This is a genomic window from Streptomyces sp. NPDC031670, assembly GCF_055580545.1.
The window spans coordinates 103,190-127,086 of record NZ_JBVILC010000006.1 but is presented as its reverse complement, the minus strand read 5'-3'; the positions used below and the strand labels follow the sequence as shown (position 1 = coordinate 127,086).

The window sequence follows — 23,897 nt, the reverse complement described above, 5'->3', positions numbered from 1 at the left end:
ATTGACATGATCATGAAGTGTCATGAGCCTGGCGTCTGTCACTTTCGTGGCACACAACAGCAAGGGGGGCCAATGAGACGCAGAGCGAGAGCGATCCTCGCCGCGGCTTCACTGCTCACGGCCGGCCTGGCGGCGGTACCAGCCGCCCACGCCAGTCCGGGCGGCAAGGGCGGCACCGGCGAAGGTCTGTCCGTCTGGTACGCCGACGTCACCAAGGCACAGCTGCCGCTCCTGCTCGCGCAGGGCGCGGACGGCCGGGAACTGACCGCGCAGGTCCCCGCGAAGGGGACCGCCAAGGTCGAGCTCTACCTCACGAAGACGCAGGCCGGCACCTTGCGGCAACAAGGCGTCGACCTCAGCGAGCACACGCTCTCCACGACGACCGAGAAGCGCCTCAAGGCCCAGGGGGACGGTGTCTTCCGCCCCTACAGCGGGGCGGGCGGCCTGCGGCAGGAGATCGTCGACACCCAGCTCGCCCACCCCGCCCTCACCAAGGTCGAGTCGATCGGCAAGACGGTCAAGGGCCAGGACATCCTCGCGCTCAAGCTCACCAAGGGCGCGAACCGGGCCAAGGACGGCTCCAAGCCCTCCGTGCTGTACATGTCGAACCAGCACGCGCGTGAGTGGATCACTCCGGAGATGACCCGGCGGCTGATGCACTACTACCTCGACAACTACGGCAAGGACCCGCGGATCACCAAGATCGTGGACTCCACCGAGCTGTGGTTCGTCCTCTCCGCCAACCCCGACGGGTACGACTACACCTTCACCGGCACCCAGCAGCGGCTGTGGCGCAAGAACCTGCGCGACAACAACGGCGACGGGAAGATCACCGCGGGCGACGGCGTCGACCCCAACCGCAACTTCCCGTACAAGTGGGGCTACGACAACGAGGGTTCCTCCCCCGACCCCGCCGACGAGACCTACCGCGGCCCCTCCGCCGGCTCCGAGCCGGAGACCAGGGCGCTGGACTCCTTCGAGAAGCGGGTCGGGTTCTCGTACGCCATCAACTACCACTCCGCGGCCGAACTGCTGCTGTACGGCGTGGGCTGGCAGGTCGCCACCCCGACCCCGGACGACGTCCTCCTCAAGGCGCTGGCCGGCACGCCCGCCAAGCCCGCGATCCCCGGTTACCGCTCACAGCTCTCCTCCGAGCTGTACACCACCAACGGCGAGGCCGACGGACACGCGGGGAACGTCAACGGGATCCATATGTTCACCCCGGAGATGTCGACCTGTCAGACGGCCTCCCGGATCGACCCCGCCGACCAGTGGAAGCCGGGCGACTGCCAGTCGGTCTTCAACTTCCCCGACGACGAGAAGCTGATCCAGCAGGAGTTCGCCAAGAACATCCCGTTCGCGCTGGCCGTCGCCGACACCGCGCGCCACCCCGACCAGCCGGTCTCCCCGGTCGGCATCGACGCCCCCGACTTCACCCCGGACGCCTTCACCACCTCGTACGCGCGCGGCGAGGACCAGGAAGTCGCCGTCACCGTACGCAGGTCGGTGCACGACAAGAGGCTCAACTACCGCGTCGACGGCGGCCGTACCCACACCGAGGACCTCAAGGCCTGGAAGGGCGGCGACGTCTACGGCGGCGAGGACGACATCCACTTCGGCCAGTACCGGGCCACCGTCGAGGGCGCGGACACCGGGTCCAAGGTGGAGGTCTGGTTCACCGGGCGCACCCGGGCCGGCAAACGGACCTCCAGCACGCCCTTCACCTACACCGTGGCCGCCCGGCCCCGGGGCGACACCCTGGTGATCGCGGAGGAGGGCGGCACCGCGCCCGCCCAGCACGCCGCCGCGTACACCAAGGCGCTCGCCGACAACGGCCGCCGGTCCGCGGTCTGGGACGTGGCCACCCAGGGCACCCCGAGCGCGCTCGGCGTGCTCAGCCACTTCAGGACGGCCGTCTGGTACACGGGCGCCGAGCGGCCCACCGCCGCCGTCACCCTGGCCGTGCGCGACTTCCTCAATGAGGGCGGCCGGCTCGTCAACGCCGGTGAACAGGCGGGCGGCACGGTCGACCTCGGCGGCGCCGACTCCGACGACTTCGCCCAGTACTACCTCGGCGCCTACAACCGCGTCGGCCTGAAATCGCCGCCGGCCTTCCAGGGCGCGGGGAAGCTGGCGGGGGCCAAGGCGCCGCTGGGCAACGCCAGCGACAACCCGCTGAACCTGGCCGGGGCCTACACGATCACCTCGGACACCCTCAAGCCCGACCGGTTCCCGCAGTTCAAGAGCGCCGCCGCGGGCACCTACCCGGGCATCCGCACCCCCTTCGAGCCGGCCGCGGGCGACTGGTTCGCGGCGGCGGTGCACCAGGACAACGCCTATATGCGGCTGTCCAGGACCGTCGATCTGAGCGGCACGGCGGCGGCCGACAGGCCGAGCCTGCAGTTCCAGCTCAGCTATGACACCGAGCCCGGCTTCGACAACGTGGTCGTCGAGGCGCACACCGTGGGGCAGGAGGACTGGACGACCCTGCCGGACACCAACGGCGGCACCAGCCAGGCGGTACCCGCCCAGTGCGAGCAGGGCTACTACGTCCAGGCGCACCCGTTCCTGGCGCACTACCTGAGCGTCGGCGCGAGCGCCTGCACGCCGAGCGGCACCTCGGGCGCGTGGAACCGGTTCACCGGCTCCTCCAACGGCTGGCAGCCGGTCTCGGTCGACCTGAGCCCGTACGCGGGCAAGCAGGTCGAGCTCTCCGTCTCCTATGTGTCCGACCCGGGCACCGGGGGCGTGGGCGCCTTCGTCGACGACACCAGGCTCGTCATCGGCGGAACCGCCCAGGGCGCCGAGGGCTTCGAGACGGCGCTCGGCCCGTGGAGCGTGCCGGGACCGCCGGCCGGCAGCCCCGGAAACGCCGGCGACTGGGCCCGCTCCCAGGCGCTGTTCCACTCCCAGGCGGCCGTCACCACCCACGACACCGTGCTGCTCGGCTTCGGCCTGGAGCACGTGCCGTCGGCGGCCGACCGCAAGAACGTGATCGGCAGGGCGCTCCGCGCCCTGCGGGACTGATCCGCCGGGCACCTCCGTACTCCGGACCACGGAGGTGCCCCCGGCCCGTCCATCACGCTCCGTAATCGGGACCAAAGTCCCGTCGACGGCCCTTACCCGTTGGTAGGTATGGGCCGTCGGCCATGTCCGGGCCGTCGTGGCCGCTCACGGGAGTGCGCTCGATGTCACTCCACGGCTCCGGGAGAGGTAGGGTCATAAGCGGTCGGGGACATCCCATACAACTCGCCGGCGTCGAAAACCGGCGTACCTAACGAGGAGATCGGTTCGTGACGATCCGCGTAGGCATCAACGGCTTTGGCCGCATCGGGCGCAACTACTTCCGCGCGCTGCTGGAGCAGGGTGCTGACATCGAGATCGTGGCTGTCAACGACCTGGGTGACACCGCGACCACTGCTCACCTGCTCAAGTACGACACGATCCTGGGCCGCCTCAAGGCCGAGGTCACGCACACCGCCGACACCATCACCGTGGACGGCCACACCATCAAGGTGCTCTCCGAGCGCAACCCGGCCGACATCCCCTGGGGTCAGCTGGGCGTCGACATCGTCATCGAGTCGACCGGCATCTTCACCAAGAAGGCCGACGCCGAGAAGCACATCGCGGGCGGCGCCAAGAAGGTCCTCATCTCGGCTCCGGCCAAGGACGAGGACATCACCATCGTGATGGGCGTCAACCAGGACAAGTACGACGCGGCCAGCCACCACGTCATCTCCAACGCCTCCTGCACCACCAACTGTGTGGCGCCGATGGCCAAGGTCCTCGACGAGAACTTCGGCATCGTCAAGGGTCTGATGACGACCGTCCACGCGTACACGAACGACCAGCGCATCCTGGACTTCCCGCACTCGGACCTGCGCCGCGCCCGCGCCGCCGCCGAGAACATCATCCCCACCACCACCGGTGCCGCCAAGGCCACCGCGCTGGTGCTGCCCAAGCTCAAGGGCAAGCTCGACGGCATCGCCATGCGCGTCCCGGTCCCGACCGGTTCGGCCACCGACCTCGTCGTGGAGCTGGAGCGCGAGGTGACCAAGGACGAGGTCAACGCCGCGTTCAAGAAGGCCGCCGAGGGCGAGCTCCAGGGCATCCTGGAGTACACGGAGGACGCGATCGTGTCCTCCGACATCGTCGGCGAGCCGGCCTCCTGCACCTTCGACTCCTCCCTGACCATGGTCCAGGAGGGCAAGTCGGTGAAGATCCTCGGCTGGTACGACAATGAGTGGGGCTACTCGAACCGCCTCGTCGACCTCACCGTCTTCGTGGGCGGCCAGCTCTAAGTCTGATAAGTCTCAGGGCAGGCAACTCGATGTGAGCACAGGGCTCGGGCAGCGCGACGATGCGCCGCACGAGCCCTGTCGCTTGCCTCGTCCTTCTCCAAGGAGTCGCAGAAACACATGAAGACGATCGACGAACTTCTCGCCGAGGGCGTCTCCGGCAAGCGGGTATTCGTCCGCGCCGACCTCAACGTGCCGCTCGACGGCACCTCCATCACCGACGACGGCCGTATCCGCGCCGTCCAGCCCACGATCGCCAAGCTCGCCGAGGCCGGCGCGCGCGTAGTCGTCGCCTCGCACCTGGGCCGCCCCAAGGGAGCCCCGGACCCGGCCTTCTCGCTCGCCCCGGCGGCGCGGCGGCTCGGGGAGCTGCTGGGCGCGGACGTCGCCTTCGCCACCGACACCGTGGGCGACTCCGCCAAGCAGACCGTCGCGGCGCTGGCCGACGGCCAGGTGGCCGTCCTGGAGAACCTGCGCTTCAACGCCGGTGAGACGAGCAAGGACGACGCCGAGCGCGGAGCCTTCGCCGACCGGCTCGCCGAGCTCGCCGACCTCTACGTGGGCGACGGCTTCGGCGCGGTGCACCGCAAGCACGCCTCGGTCTTCGACCTGCCCGCGCGGCTGCCGCACGCGGCCGGCTTCCTCATCGCCACCGAGGTCGGCGTCCTGAAGAAGCTGACCGACGACGTCAAGCGCCCGTACGTGGTCGTCCTCGGCGGCGCCAAGGTCTCCGACAAGCTCGCCGTCATCGACCAGCTGCTCGCCAAGGCCGACCGCATCCTCATCGGCGGCGGCATGGCGTACACCTTCCTCAAGGCCCAGGGCCACGAGGTCGGCATCTCGCTGCTCCAGGAGGACCAGCTCCCGGTCGTCACGGAGTACATGGAGCGCGCCGCCAAGAGCGGCGTCGAGCTGGTCCTGCCGGTCGACATCCTGGCCTCGTCCGACTTCCCGGACCTGAAGACCAAGGCGCCGGCCGACTTCGTCACCGTCGACGCGGACAAGATCCCCGCCGACAAGGAGGGCCTGGACATCGGCCCCCGCACCCGTGAGCTGTACGCGTCGAAGATCGCGGACGCGGAGACGGTCTTCTGGAACGGCCCGGTCGGCGTCTTCGAGCACCCCGACTACGCGGGCGGCACCCAGGCGATCGCGCGGGCGCTGCTCAACTGCGACGGCTTCACCGTCGTGGGCGGCGGCGACTCGGCCGCCGCCGTGCGCACCCTCGGCTTCGACGAGAACGCCTTCGGTCACATCTCGACCGGCGGCGGCGCGAGCCTCGAATACCTTGAGGGCAAGACCCTTCCCGGCCTTGCCGCACTGGAGGACTGAACACCGTGACCACGCGTATGCCGCTGATGGCCGGCAACTGGAAGATGAACCTCAACCACCTTGAGGCCATCGCGCACGTCCAGAAGCTCGCCTTCGCCCTGGCCGACAAGGACTACGACGCCGTCGAGGTCGCGGTCCTGCCGCCCTTCGTGGACCTGCGGTCGGTCCAGACCCTGGTCGACGGCGACAAGCTCAAGATCAAGTACGGCGCCCAGGACATCTCGGCGCAGGACTCCGGTGCCTACACCGGTGAGATCTCGGGCGCCATGCTGGCCAAGCTGAAGTGCACCTATGTGGCCGTCGGCCACTCCGAGCGCCGCCAGTACCACAACGAGAGCGACGAGCTCTGCAACGCCAAGGTCAAGGCCGCGTTCAAGCACGGTCTGACCCCGATCCTCTGCGTCGGCGAGGGCCTGGACATCCGCAAGGCCGGTGACCAGGTCTCCTACACGCTGGCCCAGCTGGACGGCGGCCTCAAGGACGTCCCGGCCGAGCAGGCCGAGTCCGTCGTGATCGCGTACGAGCCGGTGTGGGCCATCGGCACCGGCGAGGTCGCCACGCCCGAGGATGCCCAGGAGGTGTGCGGGGCGATCCGCGGCCGTCTCGCGGAGCTCTACTCGCAGGAGCTGGCCGACAAGGTCCGCATCCAGTACGGCGGCTCGGTCAAGGCCTCGAACGTGGCCGCGATCATGGCGCAGCCGGACGTGGACGGCGCCCTCGTGGGCGGCGCGGCACTGGACGCCGACGAGTTCGTCAAGATCGTCCGCTTCCGCGACCAGTGAGTATGCGGTAGCGCGGATCCGTCGTACCCTTGCGGGGGCCGGGCTCGGGATTATGGAATACGTCCCCCCGGCCCCCGTCGCCATATCAGTCCTAGGAAGTTGGTCCAGCCGTGATTGTCGGGTTTTCGATTGCCCTGATCGTCTTCAGCCTGCTGCTGATGCTGCTGGTGCTGATGCACAAGGGAAAGGGCGGCGGCCTCTCCGACATGTTCGGTGGTGGAATGCAGTCGTCCGTCGGCGGTTCCTCGGTCGCCGAGCGCAACCTCGACCGCATCACCGTCGTGGTCGGTCTGTTGTGGTTCGCGAGCATTGTCGTTCTCGGTCTGCTGATGAAGCTGGACAACTGATCTGTCGTCTCCGCGTTCCGGGGCGGGTGTAACCACAATCGCTGGACGCGCGTTGGGCCTTACGTAGACTGGGGCATCTTCGAGCACCATCACGCAGGGAGTTACGACCGTGGCAAGTGGCAACGCGATCCGGGGAAGCCGGGTCGGAGCGGGGCCGATGGGTGAGGCGGAGCGTGGCGAGTCCGCGCCGCGTCTGCGCATCTCCTTCTGGTGCTCGAACGGGCACGAGACGCAGCCGAGCTTCGCCAGTGACGCACAGGTTCCGGAGACGTGGGACTGCCCGCGCTGCGGTTTCCCGGCCGGCCAGGACCGGGACAACCCGCCGGACCCGCCGCGCACGGAACCGTACAAGACCCACCTCGCCTATGTGCGGGAGCGGCGCAGTGACGCGGACGGCGAGGCGATCCTCGCGGAGGCGCTCGCCAAGCTTCGCGGCGAGATCTGACGGCGAAGGGCCCGGCGGGCGAACCCGAGTTCGCGCGCCGGGCCCTTCGGTTTGCGCCGTCACCGCAGGTCACGGCGGATTGTCAGTGGCTCCCCCTACCGTGTGAATCAGTCGATCACCTGGGGGAGTTGTGGCAGCACTGGAGAGCGCCGTCGGGGCGGTGGCCGAGGCGCCCGCGTGGCGCGGGGGGTTCGGGCGGCTGTGGTCGGCCGCCGTCGTCTCCCGGTTCGGCGACTCGCTGCGCACCGCCGCGCTGCCGCTGCTCGCGGCCTCCCTGACCGCCGATCCGATGCTGGTCGCGCTGGTCACCGCGTGCGGCTTCCTGCCCTGGCTGCTCTTCGGGCTGTTCGGTGGCGCCGTCGCCGACCGGGTGGACCAGCGCCGGGCGATGTGGGCGGTCGACCTGACGCGCGGCGCGCTGATGGCCGCCTTCGCCGTCGCGGTGGCCCTGGGGCACGCCTCCATAGCCCTGCTGATCGCGCTCGCCTTCACGCTCACCGCCCTGGAGACGCTCTTCGACAACGCGGCGACGGCCCTGCTGCCCGCGCTGGTGCCGCGGCCCGCGCTCGGCCGCGCCAACGCCCGGCTGATGACCGGCCAGCAGCTGGCCGGCGGCTTCCTCGCCGCGCCCCTGGTGCCCCTGCTCCTGACGGCGGGCGACGGCGTGCCGTACGTGGCGGACGCGCTCACCTTCGCCCTGGCGGCGGCGCTGGTGGCCTCGCTGCGCACGGCTGCGCCCGAGCGGCCCGCCCGCGAGCCCGGCTCCACCCTGCGCGCCGAAACGGCCGAGGGCCTGCGCGCGCTGTGGGGCGAGCGGAGCCTGCGGGTGCTCTGTGTGGCCACGACGCTCTGCAACATCGGCGTGGGCGCCCTCGTCGCCACCCTGGTCCTGCACATCACCGGCTGGCTCCACGCCGGCCACGGCGGCTACGCGGCGGCGATCGCGGCGTACGGGGCGGGCAGCGCGGCCGGCGGTCTGCTCGCCACCCGGCTGGCGCGCCGGCTGGGCCGGATGAGGAGCGTGCTCCTGGCGGGGGCGCTCCAGACGGTGTGCCTGGCCGCGATGGGGTCCATACGGGAACTGTGGGTATCGATCGCGGCGATGGCGGTGTTCGGGGTGATGGGAATGGTGTGGAACGTCAACCAGGTGACCCTGATGCAGGAGCGCACCCCGCAGGCCATGCTGGGACGCACCGGCGCGGCCTTCCGCACGCTCGCCGTGGCGGGGGCACCGCTGGGCGCGCTGCTGGGCGGGGCCGCGGCCTCCTCCTGGGGGCTCAACACCCCCGCCCTGGTGGCGTCCGGATTGTTCCTGGCCGCCGTGGCCGCTCTGATTCCTGCCCTTACGTCCTGATCAACTAGGTTGGAGGGGCAGCGGGGCAGGTACGTACGTGAGTACGAGGAAGTGGGCTGATGTCACAGATGAACGCAGAAAGCCGTACCAGGCTCAACCGGATGCCCGAGTGGACCGCGCTGGGCAAGCACCGCGAGCAGTTGGGGGACACCCATCTGCGGGAGCTGTTCGCCGCCGACCCCGGCCGCGGCACCGGGTACACCCTGACGGTCGGCGACCTGTACCTCGACTACTCGAAGCACCTCGTCACCGACGAGACCCTGCGGCTGCTGCGCGAGCTGGCCGCCGCCGCCGACGTGGCGGGGCTGCGGGACGCCATGTTCCGCGGCGAGAAGATCAACACGACCGAGGACCGCGCGGTGCTGCACACCGCGCTGCGCGCCCCGCGCGGCACGGTCGTCGAGGTCGACGGCGAGGACGTGGTGCCGGGCGTGCACGCCGTCCTGGACAGGATGGCGGCCTTCGCCGACCGCGTCCGCTCCGGCGAGTGGACCGGCCACACCGGCAAGCGCATCAAGAACGTCGTCAACATCGGCATCGGCGGATCCGACCTCGGTCCGGCGATGGCGTACGAGGCGCTGCGCGCCTTCACCGACCGGGGCCTGACGGTCCGTTTCGTCTCCAACGTCGACGGCGCCGACCTCCACGAGGCGGTCCGCGACCTGGACGCGGCCGAGACGCTGTTCATCGTCGCGTCCAAGACCTTCACCACGATCGAGACGATCACCAACGCCACCTCGGCGCGCGACTGGCTCCTCACCGAACTGAGGGCCGATCAGGAAGCGGTCGCCAAGCACTTCGTGGCGCTGTCCACCAACGCCGGCAAGGTCGCGGACTTCGGCATCGACACGGCCAACATGTTCGAGTTCTGGGACTGGGTCGGCGGGCGCTACTCGTTCGACTCCGCGATCGGCCTCTCCCTGATGATCGCGATCGGCCCGGACCGCTTCCGCGAGATGCTGGACGGCTTCCACCTGGTCGACGAGCACTTCCGCACCGCCCCCGCCGAGGCCAACGCGCCGCTCCTGCTCGGTCTGCTCGGCGTCTGGTACGGGGCGTTCTTCGACGCCCAGTCGCACGCGGTGCTGCCCTACAGCCACTACCTGTCGAAGTTCACCGCCTACCTCCAGCAGCTCGACATGGAGTCCAACGGCAAGTCGGTGGACCGCGACGGCAACCCGGTCGACTGGCAGACCGGCCCGGTGGTCTGGGGCACCCCCGGCACCAACGGGCAGCACGCGTACTACCAGTTGATCCACCAGGGCACCAAGGTCATCCCGGCCGACTTCATCGGCTTCGCCGAGCCGGTCGCCGGCCTCCTGCCGGGCCTGGTCGCCCAGCACGACCTGCTGATGGCCAACTTCTTCGCCCAGACGCAGGCCCTGGCCTTCGGCAAGACCCCCGAGGAGGTCCGGGCGGAGGGCGTGGCCGAGGAGCTCGTGCCGCACAAGACGTTCCGCGGCAACCACCCCACCACCACCATCCTGGCGCGCGAGCTCACGCCGTCCGTCCTCGGCCAGCTCATCGCGCTGTACGAGCACAAGGTGTTCGTCCAGGGCGCGATCTGGAACATCGACTCCTTCGACCAGTGGGGCGTGGAGCTGGGCAAGGTGCTCGCCAAGCGCGTCGAGCCCGCGCTGACCGAGGGGGCGGACGTGCCGGGCCTGGACGGGTCCAGCAAGGCACTCGTCGCCAAGTACCGGACGCTGCGGGGCCGGTGAGGCCATGGCGGGGCAGGGGGTGGTGCTGAGACCGCCGAGGAACGCGCTCGACCCGGCGGCCGTCCGCTGGTGGCGCGCGCAGTGGCTGGCGCTGACCGCGGTGCCGGCGGTGGTCCTCGCCGTCCTCGGCGTGCTCATCGCCCCCGCCCGGCTCTGGCTGCTCGCGGCGGCGGCCGGGCTCGCGGCGGTGGGCGCGCTCTGCGCCGCCCTGCTGCCCCCGTGGTGGTACCGGGTGCACCGCTGGGAGGTCACCGACGACGCGGTGTACGTACGGACGGGGTACTTCTGGCGTGAGTCGCGGATCGCGCCGATGTCCCGGATCCAGACCGTGGACACCGTGCGCGGCCCGCTGGAGCGGTCGTTCGCGCTGGCCACGGTCACCGTCACCACCGCCTCCGCCAAGGGCGCCCTGAGGATCACCGGCCTGCACCACGAGGTGGCGGCCGAACTGGCCGAACGGCTGACCAGGATCACCGGGGCGACCCCGGGGGACGCCACATGAGCGGCGGCGCCCCGGACGCCGCCGCTTCCGCCGAGGCACCCGGCCCGGCCGACCTCTGGCTCCGGCTGGACCGGCGGCGGGTGCTCGTCTTCACCGCCCTGGGGGCCGGACTCGCCGTCGGCGCCGGGCTGCCCACGGCACTCGCCATGCTGGGCAGGGTGTCGGGCGGCTGGGCCGTCGCCGTGCTCTTCGGCTGGCTCGTGCTACCGCTCGCCGCCGGCGCCCTCACCGGATACGTGGGCTGGCGCCGCACCCGGTACCGGATCGGCCCCGAGCGGGCCGAGCTGCACACCGGGCTGCTGCTGGTGAAGCGCCGCTCGCTGGCCCGCGAGCGGATCCGCAGCGTCGACCTCACCGCCAACGTGCTGCTGCGCGTCCTCGGCCTGGTCAAGGTCAGGATCGGCACCGGGGAGCACAGCGGCGGCGAGTCCACCCTCGAACTGGACCCGGTCAGCCGGGCCGAGGGCGAACGGCTGCGGCGGGTGCTGCTCGCCCGCGAGGCCCCCGGGCCCGACGGCGCCGACCGCACGGGCGAGCTGGCGGCGCTCGACACGGCCTGGATCCGGTACGCGCCGGTGTCGTTCGTGGCGCCGGCCCTCGCCGGGGCCGCGCTGGGCGGACTGCTGCAGCTCAGCGACTGGTTCGGTGTCCAGGACGAGGTGCTGCACTGGGCCGGGGACCGCTTCCGGGACACCCCGCTCGGCTGGGCCGTCCTCGCCGTCGTGGCCCTGGCGCTGGTCGTGGGCGTGGCCGGGGCGCTCGGCCTCTGGGTCGAGATGTGGTGGAACTACCGCCTGGAGCGGGAGCCGGGCGGCACCCTGCGGGTGCGCCGGGGCCTGTTCACCTCCCGCTCCCTCTCCATCGAGGAGCGCAGACTGCGGGGCGTGGAACTGGTCGAGCCGCTGGGCGTCCGGCTCTGCGGAGCGGCCCGGCTCGACGCGATCGCCACCGGGCTGGCCCGCGGCGAGGACGACGAGCACGCCGACCACAACACCCTGCTGCCGCCCGCGCCCCGGGCGGTCGCCGCCGAGGTGGCCGCCCGGGTGCTGCGCGAGCCGGCCGCCCCGACCGGCGCCGCCCTGACCCCGCATCCGCCCGCGGCCCGGACCCGCCGGGTGCGGTGGGCCCTGCTCGCCGTCCTGCTCCCGGTGGCGCTGCAGGCCCTGCTCGCGGCGGCGCTGAGCCCGGTCCTGCTGTACGGGGCGGCGGGGGTCGCGGCGCTGGGGGTGCCGCTCGCGGTGGCCCTGGCCCTGGACGCGTACCGGAGCCTGGGACACGGCGTCGACGGCGCCTATCTGGTGGCCCGTTCGGGTACGGTCCGCCGGGCCACCGTCGCCCTCCAGCGCGGCGGCGTCATCGGCTGGACGGTCAAGCAGTCCGTCTTCCAGCGCCGCGCCGGGCTCCTCACGCTGACCGCCACGACGGCCGCGGGCGCCGGTGCGTACTCGGTCCGGGACGCCGCCGAGGCCGAGGGGCTGGCCTTCGCGGCGGAGGCGGTCCCGGGCCTCCTGGAACCGTTCCTGATACGGCGGCCGGGGCCGGACGAATCGGCCGAAGCGCGCTGACAGGGCCGGAGGGCAGCCCCGCGGCCGTTCGCCCGTACGGCCCAAGGATGATTGCGTACATGACTACTACCAGCCGCCGTACGATCCTCACCGCCCTCGCCACCGCCACCGTCGCCGGTCCGCTGACGATCGGGCTCGGCGCGAGCGCCGCCCACGCCACCGGTGCCAACGACCTCTACGACTCCAACACCGACCTCTACACCCAGCTCGCCGGAAAGGAGGGCACCGACTTCGCCAGACGCTACAAGCGCCACGAGCAGCTCGACAGCGACCAGAAGACGGCCGTCCGGTACGGCCGTACCGCCGTCCTCGCCCTGCACGGCGGCGGCATCGAGGGCGGCACCTCGGAACTCTGCCTGGGCATCGCCGGATACGACCCGGCCACCCTGGTGGCCAAGGGCGGCCCGGCGTACGACTACTGGATGTTCGAGGCGATCCGCAGCAGCGACAACAGCGAGCTGCATGTGACGTCGAAGAACTGCGACGACAAGGTGGCCCTGTCCATCGCCGCCGCCAACCTCAACGTCGTCAGTCTGCACGGCTGCACCGCCACCCAGGCCGGGGCGCCCAGCACCCGGCCCGAGGCGGTCGTGGTCGGCGGTCTCAACGGCACCTTCAAGACGTATCTCCACGACGCGCTGCGCGCCGCCGGGTTCCAGACCATCGACGGCTCGACCGAGCCGGACCTCGCGGGCGTCGAGCCGTCCAACATCTGCAACCGGACCCTCCTCGGCAAGGGCGCCCAGCTGGAGATCACCACCGAGCTGCGCAAGTCCATGTTCACCGTGAACACCATCGCGGGCCGCGCGACCAGCACCACCCCCGTCTACGACGGTTTCGTGGCGGCGGTCCGTACCGCCATCGCCCGGCTGGAGGCGTCCGGCGGCGAGCAGATCATCCTCTGACACCCGCCCCGGCACACCGCACACGGAAGGGCCCGGTCCACCAGGAGGTGGACCGGGCCCTTCCGGCCAGCGGCGCCGGTGTCAGGGAGACGCCGGCGGGTACAGCGCGCGCGGCAGCCGGGAGGCCGCCGCCGAGTCGAGCAGCCAGAGGGTCCGGCCACGGCCGTACGCACCCGCGGCCGGGGCCTGCACCTCGCCCGCGCCGGACAGGGCGATGGCCGCGGCACGCGCCTTGTCCTCGCCCGCCGCGAGCAGCCACACCTCACGCGCGGCCCGGATCGCCGGGAGCGTCAGCGAGATCCGCACCGGCGGCGGCTTGGGCGCGCCGTGCACCCCGACCACCGTCCGCTCGGTCTCGCGCACCGCGGGCAGCTCCGGGAAGAGCGACGCCACATGGGTGTCGGGTCCGACTCCCAGCATGAGCACGTCGAACGTCGGCACCCCGCCGTGGTCGCCGGGGCGGGCCGCGGCGGCCAGCTCCTCGGCGTAGGCCGCGGCGGCGGCGTCGACGTCCTTGCCGTACCGGCCGTCGGAGGCGGGCATCGCGTGCACCCGCTCCGGGTCGACCGGCACCGCGTCGAGCAGCGCCTGACGGGCCTGGGTGACATTGCGCTCCGGATCGCCCTCGGGCAGGAAGCGCTCGTCACCCCACCACAGGTCGATCCGCGACCAGTCGACCGCGTCCCGGGCCGGGGAGGAGGCGAGGGCCGCGAGCAGCCCGTTGCCGTTGCGGCCCCCGGTGAGGACCACCGACGCCGAACCGCGGGCGGCCTGGGCGTCCACGACCTTCGTGATCAGCCGGGCCGCCGCGGCCTGCGCCATCAGCTCCTTGTCGCGGTGCACGACGAGCTGAGGGGTACTCACTTCGCACTCACTTCGTCGCCGCCTTCTTGGCCGGGGCCTTCTTCGCGGCGGGCTTGGCGTCCGAACCGTTCGCGTCACCCGAGGCATCCGAAGCATCCGAAGCCTTCGAACCGTCGGAGCCGTCCGACTTGTCCGCACCCTTGGACGCCCCGCCGGAAGCGGACCCGGAGGTGGCCGGGGCCTTCTCGCCGGCGGGCTCGCCGAGCCGGTCCACGCCGAACTTCAGCGCGGAGGCGTAGGTGTCGTCCGGGTCCAGACGGCGCAGCTCCTCGGCGATGAGCTCGGCCGTCTCGCGCCGCTTGAGCGCCACCGCGCGGTCCGGCTGGCCCTGGATCGAGAGCGTGGCCAGCGAGCCGTCGGGGCGGTCCAGGATGATCGGACCGCAGTCCGTCTCCATCCGTACGGCGGTCAGGCCCGGACCCGAGGACTGCGAGCGCTTCACCGGCACGTCGAGGCGGTCCGCGAGCCACATGGCGAGCAGCTCGCAGCTCGGGTTGAACTCCTCGCCCTCCACCTCGACCGAGGTGACCTCGCACGCCACCTGGTCGAGCGCCGCGGCCAGCATCGAACGCCAGGGCGTGATGCGGGTCCACGCCAGGTCGGTGTCGCCCGGGGTGTAGGTCTCGGCGCGGGCGGTCAGCTCCTCCCGCGGCTGTTCGGCGGTGTAGGTGTCGGTGACCCGGCGCTGGGCGAGGGCGCCCAGCGGGTCGTTGGCCGGGTCGGTCGGCGAGTTCACCGGCCACCAGACGACGACCGGCGCGTCCGGCAGCAGCAGCGGCAGCACCACCGACTGGGCGTGGTTGATCACCTCGCCGTACAGCCGCAGCATCACCGTCTCACCGGTGCCCGCGTCCGCGCCGACCCGCACCTCGGCGTCCAGACGCGACTGGGTGCGGTCGCGCGGCGAGCGCGAGACGCGCTTGATGACGACGAGGGTGCGCGAGGGGTGCTCGCGCGAGGCGTCGCTAGCGGCGCGCAGCGCGTCGTAGGCGTTCTCCTCGTCGGTGACGATGACCAGGGTCAGGACCATGCCGACGGCGGGTGTGCCGACGGCGCGGCGGCCCTGGACGAGCGCCTTGTTGATCTTGCTGGCCGTGGTGTCCGTAAGGTCGATCTTCATGGCCGGCGCCAGCTCCGTCCGTCTCGTGCGAGCATTTCGTCCGCCTCGACCGGGCCCCAGGTGCCCGACGCGTACTGCGCGGGCGTGCCGTGGGCGTCCCAGTACTGCTCGATCGGGTCGAGGATCTTCCAGGACAGCTCGACCTCCTCCAAGCGGGGGAAGAGGTTGGAGTCGCCGAGCAGGACGTCGAGGATGAGCCGCTCGTACGCCTCGGGGCTGGACTCGGTGAAGGACTCGCCGTAAGCGAAGTCCATCGACACGTCCCGGACCTCCATCGAGGTGCCCGGCACCTTGGAGCCGAACCGGACGGTCACGCCCTCGTCCGGCTGGACCCGGATGACCAGCGCGTTCTGCCCCAGCTCCTCCGTCGCCGTGTGGTCGAAGGGGGAGTGCGGGGCGCGCTGGAAGACGACCGCGATCTCGGTGACGCGGCGGCCCAGCCGCTTGCCGGTGCGCAGGTAGAACGGCACGCCCGCCCAGCGGCGGTTGTCGATCTCCAGCTTGACCGCGGCGTAGGTGTCGGTCTTCGACTTGGGGTCGATCCCGTCCTCCTGGAGGTAGCCGACGGCCTTCTCGCCGCCCTGCCACCCGGCCGCGTACTGGCCGCGCACGGTGTTGGAGCCCAGGTCCTTCGGCAGCCGCACGGCGCCCAGGACCTTGGTCTTCTCGGCCGCGAGCGCGTCCGCGTCGAAGGAGGCGGGCTCCTCCATCGCGGTCAGCGCGAGCAGCTGGAGGAGGTGGTTCTGGATGACGTCACGGGCCGCGCCGATGCCGTCGTAGTACCCGGCCCGGCCGCCGATGCCGATGTCCTCGGCCATCGTGATCTGGACGTGGTCGACGTACGACCGGTTCCAGAGCGGCTCGAACATCGTGTTGGCGAAGCGGAGCGCCAGGATGTTCTGGACGGTCTCCTTGCCGAGGTAGTGGTCGATCCGGAAGACCTCGTCCGCCGGAAAGACCTCGTGCACGACCTGGTTGAGCTCCTGCGCGGAGACCAGGTCGTGGCCGAAGGGCTTCTCGATGACCGCGCGGCGCCAGGCGCCGTTCTTCTGGTCGGCGAGCCCGTGCTTCTTGAGCTGCTGGACGACCTGGGGGAAGAACTTCGGCGGCACCGAGAGGTAGAAGGCGAAGTTGCCGCCGGTGCCCTGCGCCTTGTCGAGCTCGGCGATCGTCGACTTCAGCTGCTCGAAGGCGTCGTCGTCGTCGAAGTCGCCCTGGACGAAGCGCATGCCCTGGATGAGCTGCTGCCAGACCTCCTCACGGAAGGGGGTCCGCGCGTGCGCCTTGACGGCGTCGTGGACCTCCTGGGCGAAGTCCTCGTCCTGCCACTCGCGGCGGGCGAAGCCGATCAGCGAGAAGCCCGGCGGCAGCAGACCGCGGTTGGCGAGGTCATAGACGGCGGGCATCAACTTTTTACGGGACAAATCGCCCGTGACACCGAAGATCACCAGGCCCGACGGCCCCGCGATACGCGGGAGCCGTCGGTCTGCGGCGTCACGAAGCGGATTCGCTGGGCGAATCGCAGTCAAGATCTACGCCTCCGGGGGTGCGAGGCGCTTGAGCTCCGCCTCGGTGGACTTGAGCAGGTCGTTCCAGGCGCCCTCGAACTTCTCGACGCCCTCGTCCTCCAGGAGCTGCACGACCTCGTCGTAGGAGATCCCGAGCTTCTCCAGGGCGTCGAGCTCGGCGCGGGCCTGCTCGTAGGTGCCCGAGACGGTGTCGCCGGTGATCTGCCCGTGGTCGGCGGTCGCCTCCAGGGTGGCCTCCGGCATGGTGTTCACCGTGTTGGGTGCGACCAGGTCGTCCACGTACAGGGTGTCCTTGTACGCCTTGTCCTTGACGCCGGTCGAGGCCCACAGCGGACGCTGCTTGTTGGCGTGCGCCTTGTCGAGCGCCGCCCAGCGGTCGGAGGAGAAGACCTCCTCGTACGCCTGGTAGGCGAGCCGCGCGTTGGCGAGACCGGCCTTGCCGCGGGCGGCCTTGGCCTCGTCGGTGCCGAGCGCGTCGATCCGCTTGTCGATCTCGGTGTCCACCCGGGACACGAAGAAGGACGCCACCGAGTGGATCTTCGACAGGTCCAGGCCGCGCTCCTTGGCCTTCTCCAGGCCGGTCAGGTAGGCGTCCATGACCTTGCGGTAGCGGTCGAGCGAGAAGATCAGCGTGACGTTGACGCTGATGCCCAGACCGATGGTCTCGGCGATCGCCGGCAGACCCGCCTCGGTGGCCGGGATCTTGATGAGCGTGTTCGGGCGGTCCACCAGCCACGCCAGCTGCTTGGCCTCGGCGACCGTGGCCCGGGTGTCGTGCGCCAGGCGCGGGTCGACCTCGATGGAGACTCGGCCGTCCTGGCCCTCGGTCGCGTCGAAGACCGGCCGCAGGATGTCGGCGGCGTCCCTCACGTCCGCCGTCGTGATCATGCGGATGGCCTCTTCGACGGTGACCCTGCGGGCCGCGAGGTCGGTGAGCTGGGTGTCGTAGCCGTCACCCTGGCTGATCGCCTTCTGGAAGATCGACGGGTTGGTGGTGACACCCACCACGTGCGACTGGTCGACCAGCTCGGCCAGGTTGCCGGACGTGATCCGCTTGCGCGACAGGTCGTCGAGCCAGATCGCGACGCCTTCGTCGGAGAGGCGCTTGAGTGCGTCTGTCATGAGAAATGCATCTCCTACTAGTTCGTATACCGGCGTCAGCGCGTGGCGGCGGCGAGAGATTCCCGGGCGGCGGCGGCCACGTGGTCGGCGGTGAAGCCGAACTCCTTGAAGAGGACCTTGCCGTCCGCCGAAGCGCCGAAGTGCTCCAGCGAGACGATGCGGCCCGCGTCGCCCACGTACCGGTACCAGGTCAGACCGATGCCGGCCTCGACCGCGACCCGCGCCCGGACCGACGGCGGCAGGACGCTGTCCTTGTACGCCTGGTCCTGCTCCTCGAACCACTCCACGGACGGCATCGAGACGACCCGGGTCGGCACACCGGCCGCCTGGAGCTGCTCGCGCGCCTCGACGGCGAGCTGGACCTCGGAACCGGTGCCGATGAGCACGACCTGCGCGTCGCCCCCTTCGGCGTCGAACAGGACGTAACCGCCCTTGGCCGCGTCCTCGTTGGGCTCGTACGTCGGCACGCCCTGGCGCGTCAGCACCAGGCCGTGCGGGGCGCCCTTGCCGAACACCTTGGTGTAGCGCCTGAGGATCTCGCGCCAGGCGATGGCGGTCTCGTTGGCGTCCGCCGGACGGACCACGTTCAGACCCGGGATGGCGCGCAGCGAGGCCAGGTGCTCGACCGGCTGGTGGGTCGGGCCGTCCTCGCCCAGACCGATGGAGTCGTGCGTCCACACGTACGTCACCGGCAGGTGCATCAGGGCCGACAGACGCACCGCGTTGCGCATGTAGTCGGAGAACACCAGGAAGGTGCCGCCGTAGACGCGCGTGTTGCCGTGGAGCGCGATGCCGTTCATCTCGGCGGCCATCGAGTGCTCGCGGATGCCGAAGTGGATCGTTCGGCCGTACGGGTCGGCCTCCGGCAGCGGGTTGCCCTCGGGCAGGAACGACGAGTTCTTGTCGATCGTCGTGTTGTTCGAGCCCGCGAGGTCGGCGGAGCCGCCCCACAGCTCGGGGATGACCGCGCCCAGGGCCTGGAGGACCTTGCCGGAGGCGGCGCGGGTGGCGACGCCCTTGCCGGTCTCGAAGACCGGGAGCTTCTCCTCCCAGCCCTCGGGCAGCTCGCCCGCGTTGATCCGGTCGAACTCGGCGGCGCGCTCGGGGTTGGCGGTGCGCCAGGCGGCGAACGACTTCTCCCACTCGGCGCGGGCCTCACGGCCGCGGTCCAGGGCGCCACGGGTGTGCGCGAGGACCTCGTCGGCGACCTCGAAGGTCTTCTCCGGGTCGAAGCCCAGCACCCGCTTGGTGGCCGCCACCTCGTCGTCGCCGAGCGCCGAGCCGTGCGCGGCCTCGGTGTTCTGCGCGTGCGGGGCGGGCCAGGCGATGATCGAGCGCATCGCGATGAAGGAGGGGCGCTCGGTCTCCGCCTTGGCGGCCTCGATCGCCTCGAACAGCGCCTTCGGGTCCAGGTCGCCGTTCTCCTTCGGGGCCACGCGCTGGACGTGCCAGCCGTACGCCTCGTACCGCTTCAGCGTGTCCTCGGACACGGCGGTCTCGGTGTCGCCCTCGATGGAGATGTGGTTGTCGTCCCAGAGCAGGACCAGGTTGCCCAGCTTCTGGTGGCCGGCCATCGAGGACGCCTCGGAGGAGATGCCCTCCTGGAGGCAGCCGTCGCCCGCGATCGCGAAGACGAAGTGGTCGAACGGGGAGGTGCCGGGGGCCGCCTCCGGGTCGAACAGGCCGCGCTCGTAGCGGGCGGCCATGGCCATGCCCACGGCGTTGGCGACACCCTGTCCCAGCGGACCGGTGGTCGTCTCCACGCCGGTGGTGTGGCCGTACTCCGGGTGACCCGGGGTCTTGGAGCCCCAGGTGCGGAACGCCTTCAGGTCGTCCAGCTCCAGGCCGTACCCGGCCAGGTAGAGCTGGATGTACAGCGTCAGGGAGGAGTGGCCCGCGGACAGCACGAAGCGGTCGCGTCCGGTCCAGTCGGCGTCCGCCGGGTCGTGGCGCATCACCTTCTGGAAGAGGGTGTACGCGGCCGGGGACAGGCTCATCGCCGTACCAGGATGGCCGTTGCCGACCTTCTGTACAGCATCCGCGGCCAGGACGCGGCCGGTGTCTACGGCCCGCTGGTCCAGTTCGGTCCACTCAAGGTCTGTGGTGGTCGGCTTGGTGCTCACCCTGGGTCAGGGCTCCTCTCCACATGTTCGTTCCCGGTGACTGTGGGCGCACCGGGCGTTGTCGAGCCTACCCCCGCCGGAACGCTCATTTTTTCGACTGCCCACGGGTTGGGACACCCACTCCAGAGTGCCCAAGACCGGTCACTTCCGCCTCACGGCGCAGTCTTCGCGACCCGGCGCCAACACGAGCCCACCCCCGCGAAGGGCCGCGTCTGGGCAACGTCTACAGTGGCGTGGTACGCGCAAGTCTTCACCGGGTTCTCTTGCCCGGAACGTCCGGGCCCATCCGACCGATTGCCCCGGGACTTGCTGGGAATTCTCTGTCAGGGGTGTGCGTGACGGCCGTCGAGTCCCGACCCGCAGGGGTCGTCTTGACTCCCAGCCCGGGGGCCCATCGGCCGTTCGGGGCCCGCGTCAAGGCGTTCGTGGCACTGACCAAGCCGCGGATCATCGAACTGCTCCTCATCACCACCATTCCGGTGATGTTCCTGGCCGAGCAGGGCGTTCCGTCACTGTGGCTCGTGCTGACCACCACCGTCGGCGGCTACCTCTCGGCGGGTGGCGCCAACGCGCTGAACATGTACATCGACCGGGACATCGACGCGCTGATGGACCGCACCTCGCAGCGGCCCCTGGTGACCGGGATGGTCTCGCCGCGCGAGTGCCTCGCCTTCGGCATCACCCTCGCGGTCGTCTCGACGCTGTGGTTCGGACTGCTCGTCAACTGGCTGTCCGCCGCGCTGTCCCTCGGTGCGCTGCTCTTCTACGTGGTCGTCTACACGATGATCCTCAAGCGCCGCACCGCGCAGAACATCGTCTGGGGCGGCATCGCGGGCTGTATGCCGGTCCTCATCGGCTGGTCGGCCGTCACGGACTCGATGTCCTGGGCCGCCGTCATCCTCTTCCTGGTCATCTTCTTCTGGACGCCGCCGCACTACTGGCCGCTGTCGATGAAGGTGAAGGACGACTACGCGCGCGTGGGCGTCCCGATGCTGCCGGTCATCGCCTCCAACCGGGTCGTGGCCCGCCAGATCGTCGCGTACAGCTGGGTGATGGTCGCCGTCTCGCTGCTGCTGACCCCGCTCGGCTACACCGGCTGGTTCTACACGGCGGTGGCGCTGGTCTCCGGCGGCTGGTGGCTGTGGGAGGCGCACGGCCTCCAGAACCGCGCCAAGGCGGGCGTGACGGGTGGGAAGCTCAAGGAGATGCGGCTGTTCCACTGGTCGATCACCTATGTGTCGCTGCTCTTCGTGGCGGTCGCGGTGGACCCGTTCCTGCGGTAGGCACCCGCTCCTCGTGACCGGAGGGTCCAGTGGCACAGGCCACGGGGCCCTCCCGTCGCATCTGGATCTACTCGCGAGTAGCATCCTGGACATGGCAGAAACCCAGGTTGACGAGAAGCAGGCCGCCAAGGCCGAGCGGCGGGCCGCGCGCCTCGCCAAGCAGATCGGCCACTTCGCCAAGGAGCACGGCGGCGCCGAGGGCCAGGTCGCGTACATCGGTCAGCGCGGCGCGCGGATCGTGCTGGTCGGCGAGGACGGCGGCTGGGGCGACCTGGTGGCCCCCAGCCACGCCATCGCGCTGAGCGCGGTCGAGAAGGCCGGCATCACCCTCCACGAGGACTTCGACGGCGAGTTCGCCGCCAAGGTGAGGACCGGCCGGTACGAGTGGAGCCGGATGGCCGGCATCCAGCTCGGCGGTCCTAAGAACGGCTGAACGGCAACAGCAACACTCATCCGGGGCTCACCCGTTAGTGAGGTGGAAGCACACCACCCAGGGAGCCCCGGATGATCGACGCCGTGCCGCAGCCGGACCTGGTGGACCAGTACTGCCACGGGGTGCTCCGCACCGAGCTGGGGCTCGGCACGTTCGAGACGCAGCTCGGCAGGACCGGAGCCCCGCCCGCCCCCGGCACGACGTTCTTCGACACCCAGACCGGCTTCGCGGTGCGCCGCTGGTGCCCGCCGCTGCTCGGCCTGGAGGCGCACTGCACCCCGGCCCGCTATCTCGCCCGCCGGCGCGAGCTGGGCGTCCTGGAGACCGTCAGACGGCTGCTGCGCGGCTCGGGCGTGTCCACCTACCTCGTCGACACGAGTCTGCCCGGCGATCTGACCGGGCCCGGTGAGCTGGCCGCCGCCGGGGCCGCCGACGCCCATGAGATCGTCCGGCTGGAACCGCTGGCCGAGCAGGTCGCCGACACCTCCGGCACGGTCGACGCCTTCCTCGCCAACCTCGCCGAGGCCGTGCACACCGCCGCCGCCTCCGCCGTCGCCTTCCTCTCCGTGACGGCCGTACGCCGGCACCTCGACCCGGCCCCGCCCGGCCCCGGCGAGGTGCGCGGGGCGGCGGGGCGCTGGCTCACCCGGCGCCGCATCCAGGAGCCGCTGGAGGACCCGGTGCTGCTGCGGCACCTGCTGTGGAGCGCGGTCGCCTCCGGCCGCCCGCTCCAGCTGCGGCTGGGCATGGACGACGCGAGCGGGCTCGCCTCCTTCGCCGCCGCCACCAGCGGCCTGGGCACGGACCTGGTGCTGCTGCACGGCTATCCGTACCACCGCCAGGCGGCCCATCTGGCCAGCGCGTTCCCGCATGTGTACGCGGATGTGGGGCCGGCCCTGGTGCGCACCGGCGCGCGCGCCGCGGACGTGCTGGCCGAGCTCCTGGAGCTGGCGCCGTTCGGCAAGCTGCTCTACTCCAGCGGCGCGCGCGGCCTGCCCGAACTGCACGTGGTGGGCGCGCGGCTGTTCACCCACGCCCTGGGACGGGTGCTGGGGGCGTGGGTGGCCGACGGGGCGTGGGCGCGCAACGACGCCGAGCGGGTCGCCGCGATGATCGGGGCGGGGAACGCCCGGCGGGTGTACGGGCTGTCAGGCGCGGGTGAGCGCGGGGTCTGACTGGGCCGGGACCGGCACGGCGGTGTGCGGGCGCTCGCGCAGCGAGAGCAGGACCCGGACCACGGCGATCCACACCAGGCAGGACCCGAGCATGTGCAGCGCGACCAGGGCCTCGGGAGTCTTGGTGAAGTACTGGACGTAACCGATGATCCCCTGGCCCATCAGCACCAGGAACAGATCGCGGGCCCGGTCGCGCGGGCCCTTCGGGGCGTCGACCGCCTTCAGGACGAACCAGAGCGCGACCGTGAGGGCCACCACGACCCACGCGAGGTCGGCGTGGAGCTGGCTGATCATCGTCCAGTTCAGCGGGATGCGGTCCACGTCGCTGGAGTCGCCCGCGTGGCGCCCGGCGCCGGTGACTACCGTGCCGACCGCGACCAGCGCGCCCGCCGCGACCACCAGGAGCCAGGTCAGCTGGATCACGGCGTTGCCGACCAGCGGGCGCGGCGCGCCGTCGCCCTCGCGGACGCGCTGCCAGGTCGTCATCGCGACCGTGAGGAGCGCGGTGGAGAGCAGGAAGTGCGCCGCGACGGTGTACGGGTTGAGGCCGACCAGGACGACGATGCCGCCCAGGACCGCGTTGCCCATGACGATCCAGAACTGCGCCCAGCCCAGCCGGGTGACGCCGCGCCGCCAGGGGCTCGCGGCCCGGGCCGCGACGATCGCCCAGCCGACGGCCGCGCAGAGCACGTACGTCAGCATCCGGTTGCCGAACTCGACGGCGCTGTGGAAGTCCATCTCGCCCGTCGGTGCCAGGCTCTGGTCGGTGCACTTGGGCCAGGTCGGGCAGCCGAGCCCGGACCCGGTGAGCCGCACCGCGCCGCCGGTCACCACGATGACGACGGCCATGACGACGGCGGCGAGCGCCGCGCGCTGGACGGTCCGCGGGGACGGCGTCCACCGTTCGGCGATGAAGGCGAGCGGGTTGCGCACCGCCTGAGCCGCTTCGGCTCGGGTCACGTTCGGCATGGGCTCTATCGTAGGGCTCCGTTTGTGC

At 71.1% G+C, this 23,897-nt stretch carries 20 protein-coding genes; 14 read left to right on the top strand and 6 right to left on the bottom strand.

All coding sequences use genetic code 11. The annotated features are described in order from the left end of the window. The first annotated feature begins 72 nt into the window (after positions 1 to 72). The 11 genes from ACZ5ID_RS13935 to ACZ5ID_RS13885 all read left to right on the top strand — a co-directional run bounded on the left by ACZ5ID_RS13935 (position 73) and on the right by ACZ5ID_RS13885 (position 13,251). Positions 73 to 3,027 (top strand): M14 family metallopeptidase, encoded by a 2,955-nt coding sequence (locus ACZ5ID_RS13935; protein ID WP_468897153.1) that lies wholly within the window; start codon positions 73 to 75, stop codon positions 3,025 to 3,027. Between the two features lie 266 nt (positions 3,028 to 3,293). Further along, the gene (gene gap, locus ACZ5ID_RS13930) at positions 3,294 to 4,301 is read left to right on the top strand and encodes a type I glyceraldehyde-3-phosphate dehydrogenase (RefSeq protein WP_406550803.1); all 1,008 of its coding nucleotides are present in this window, start codon (positions 3,294 to 3,296) and stop codon (positions 4,299 to 4,301) included. Positions 4,302 to 4,418: 117 nt separating this feature from the next. Continuing rightward, complete coding sequence (locus ACZ5ID_RS13925) at positions 4,419 to 5,630, top strand: phosphoglycerate kinase (RefSeq protein ID WP_468897151.1); 1,212 nt, start codon at positions 4,419 to 4,421, stop codon at positions 5,628 to 5,630. Between the two features lie 5 nt (positions 5,631 to 5,635). After that, entirely contained in the window at positions 5,636 to 6,412 is a 777-nt protein-coding gene (gene tpiA / locus ACZ5ID_RS13920; protein ID WP_468897149.1) for a triose-phosphate isomerase, read from the top strand. Positions 6,413 to 6,522: 110 nt separating this feature from the next. Next, complete coding sequence (secG, locus tag ACZ5ID_RS13915; RefSeq protein ID WP_190088918.1) at positions 6,523 to 6,759, top strand: preprotein translocase subunit SecG; 237 nt, start codon at positions 6,523 to 6,525, stop codon at positions 6,757 to 6,759. Positions 6,760 to 6,868: 109 nt separating this feature from the next. Then, on the top strand, positions 6,869 to 7,204 hold the full coding sequence (locus tag ACZ5ID_RS13910) for an RNA polymerase-binding protein RbpA (RefSeq protein WP_003976875.1): 336 nt from the start codon (positions 6,869 to 6,871) through the stop codon (positions 7,202 to 7,204). Between the two features lie 130 nt (positions 7,205 to 7,334). Continuing rightward, positions 7,335 to 8,558 (top strand): MFS transporter, encoded by a 1,224-nt coding sequence (locus tag ACZ5ID_RS13905; RefSeq protein ID WP_468897146.1) that lies wholly within the window; start codon positions 7,335 to 7,337, stop codon positions 8,556 to 8,558. Between the two features lie 68 nt (positions 8,559 to 8,626). Continuing rightward, the gene (pgi, locus tag ACZ5ID_RS13900; RefSeq protein WP_468897490.1) at positions 8,627 to 10,279 is read left to right on the top strand and encodes a glucose-6-phosphate isomerase; all 1,653 of its coding nucleotides are present in this window, start codon (positions 8,627 to 8,629) and stop codon (positions 10,277 to 10,279) included. A gap of 4 nt (positions 10,280 to 10,283) precedes the next feature. Then, positions 10,284 to 10,781 carry a PH domain-containing protein gene (locus ACZ5ID_RS13895; RefSeq protein ID WP_468897144.1) on the top strand — a complete coding sequence of 166 codons (498 nt, stop codon included), beginning with the start codon at positions 10,284 to 10,286 and terminating at the stop codon, positions 10,779 to 10,781. After that, a complete protein-coding gene (locus ACZ5ID_RS13890) occupies positions 10,778 to 12,346 on the top strand; it encodes a PH domain-containing protein (protein ID WP_468897142.1) in 1,569 nt (522 codons plus the stop codon). Before ACZ5ID_RS13895 ends, ACZ5ID_RS13890 begins: the two co-directional genes overlap by 4 nt. Before the next feature lie 59 nt (positions 12,347 to 12,405). Continuing rightward, positions 12,406 to 13,251 (top strand): poly-gamma-glutamate hydrolase family protein, encoded by an 846-nt coding sequence (locus ACZ5ID_RS13885; protein WP_468897140.1) that lies wholly within the window; start codon positions 12,406 to 12,408, stop codon positions 13,249 to 13,251. An 81-nt stretch (positions 13,252 to 13,332) separates the two neighbouring features. On the opposite strand, the gene pgl is transcribed toward ACZ5ID_RS13885, so the two are convergent. From pgl to tkt, 5 genes are read right to left on the bottom strand one after another with little or no spacing between them, the layout of a single operon-like run. Further along, positions 13,333 to 14,115 carry a 6-phosphogluconolactonase gene (gene pgl / locus ACZ5ID_RS13880; protein WP_468897138.1) on the bottom strand — a complete coding sequence of 261 codons (783 nt, stop codon included), beginning with the start codon at positions 14,113 to 14,115 and terminating at the stop codon, positions 13,333 to 13,335. Positions 14,116 to 14,122: 7 nt separating this feature from the next. Continuing rightward, positions 14,123 to 15,235, bottom strand: coding sequence for a glucose-6-phosphate dehydrogenase assembly protein OpcA (opcA, locus tag ACZ5ID_RS13875; RefSeq protein ID WP_468897136.1), 1,113 nt, complete (start codon positions 15,233 to 15,235; stop codon positions 14,123 to 14,125). Beyond that, a complete protein-coding gene (gene zwf, locus ACZ5ID_RS13870; RefSeq protein WP_468897488.1) occupies positions 15,232 to 16,755 on the bottom strand; it encodes a glucose-6-phosphate dehydrogenase in 1,524 nt (507 codons plus the stop codon). The genes opcA and zwf overlap by 4 nt, the downstream gene beginning before the upstream one ends. A 12-nt stretch (positions 16,756 to 16,767) precedes the next feature. Continuing rightward, entirely contained in the window at positions 16,768 to 17,886 is a 1,119-nt protein-coding gene (gene tal / locus ACZ5ID_RS13865; RefSeq protein WP_468897134.1) for a transaldolase, read from the bottom strand. Positions 17,887 to 17,921: 35 nt separating this feature from the next. Further along, a complete protein-coding gene (gene tkt / locus ACZ5ID_RS13860) occupies positions 17,922 to 20,009 on the bottom strand; it encodes a transketolase (protein WP_468897132.1) in 2,088 nt (695 codons plus the stop codon). A 329-nt stretch (positions 20,010 to 20,338) separates the two neighbouring features. On the opposite strand from tkt, the gene ACZ5ID_RS13855 reads away from it, so the two are divergent. From ACZ5ID_RS13855 to ACZ5ID_RS13845, 3 genes are all read left to right on the top strand, one after another. Next, positions 20,339 to 21,292 (top strand): heme o synthase, encoded by a 954-nt coding sequence (locus ACZ5ID_RS13855; protein ID WP_468897130.1) that lies wholly within the window; start codon positions 20,339 to 20,341, stop codon positions 21,290 to 21,292. A 91-nt stretch (positions 21,293 to 21,383) separates the two neighbouring features. Further along, complete coding sequence (locus tag ACZ5ID_RS13850; protein WP_468897128.1) at positions 21,384 to 21,725, top strand: hypothetical protein; 342 nt, start codon at positions 21,384 to 21,386, stop codon at positions 21,723 to 21,725. Between the two features lie 71 nt (positions 21,726 to 21,796). Continuing rightward, the gene (locus ACZ5ID_RS13845; protein ID WP_468897126.1) at positions 21,797 to 22,900 is read left to right on the top strand and encodes an amidohydrolase; all 1,104 of its coding nucleotides are present in this window, start codon (positions 21,797 to 21,799) and stop codon (positions 22,898 to 22,900) included. Here ACZ5ID_RS13845 and ACZ5ID_RS13840 read toward each other — a convergent pair. Then, complete coding sequence (locus tag ACZ5ID_RS13840) at positions 22,874 to 23,878, bottom strand: COX15/CtaA family protein (protein WP_468897487.1); 1,005 nt, start codon at positions 23,876 to 23,878, stop codon at positions 22,874 to 22,876. The genes ACZ5ID_RS13845 and ACZ5ID_RS13840 overlap by 27 nt on opposite strands. Positions 23,879 to 23,897 lie beyond the last annotated feature (19 nt).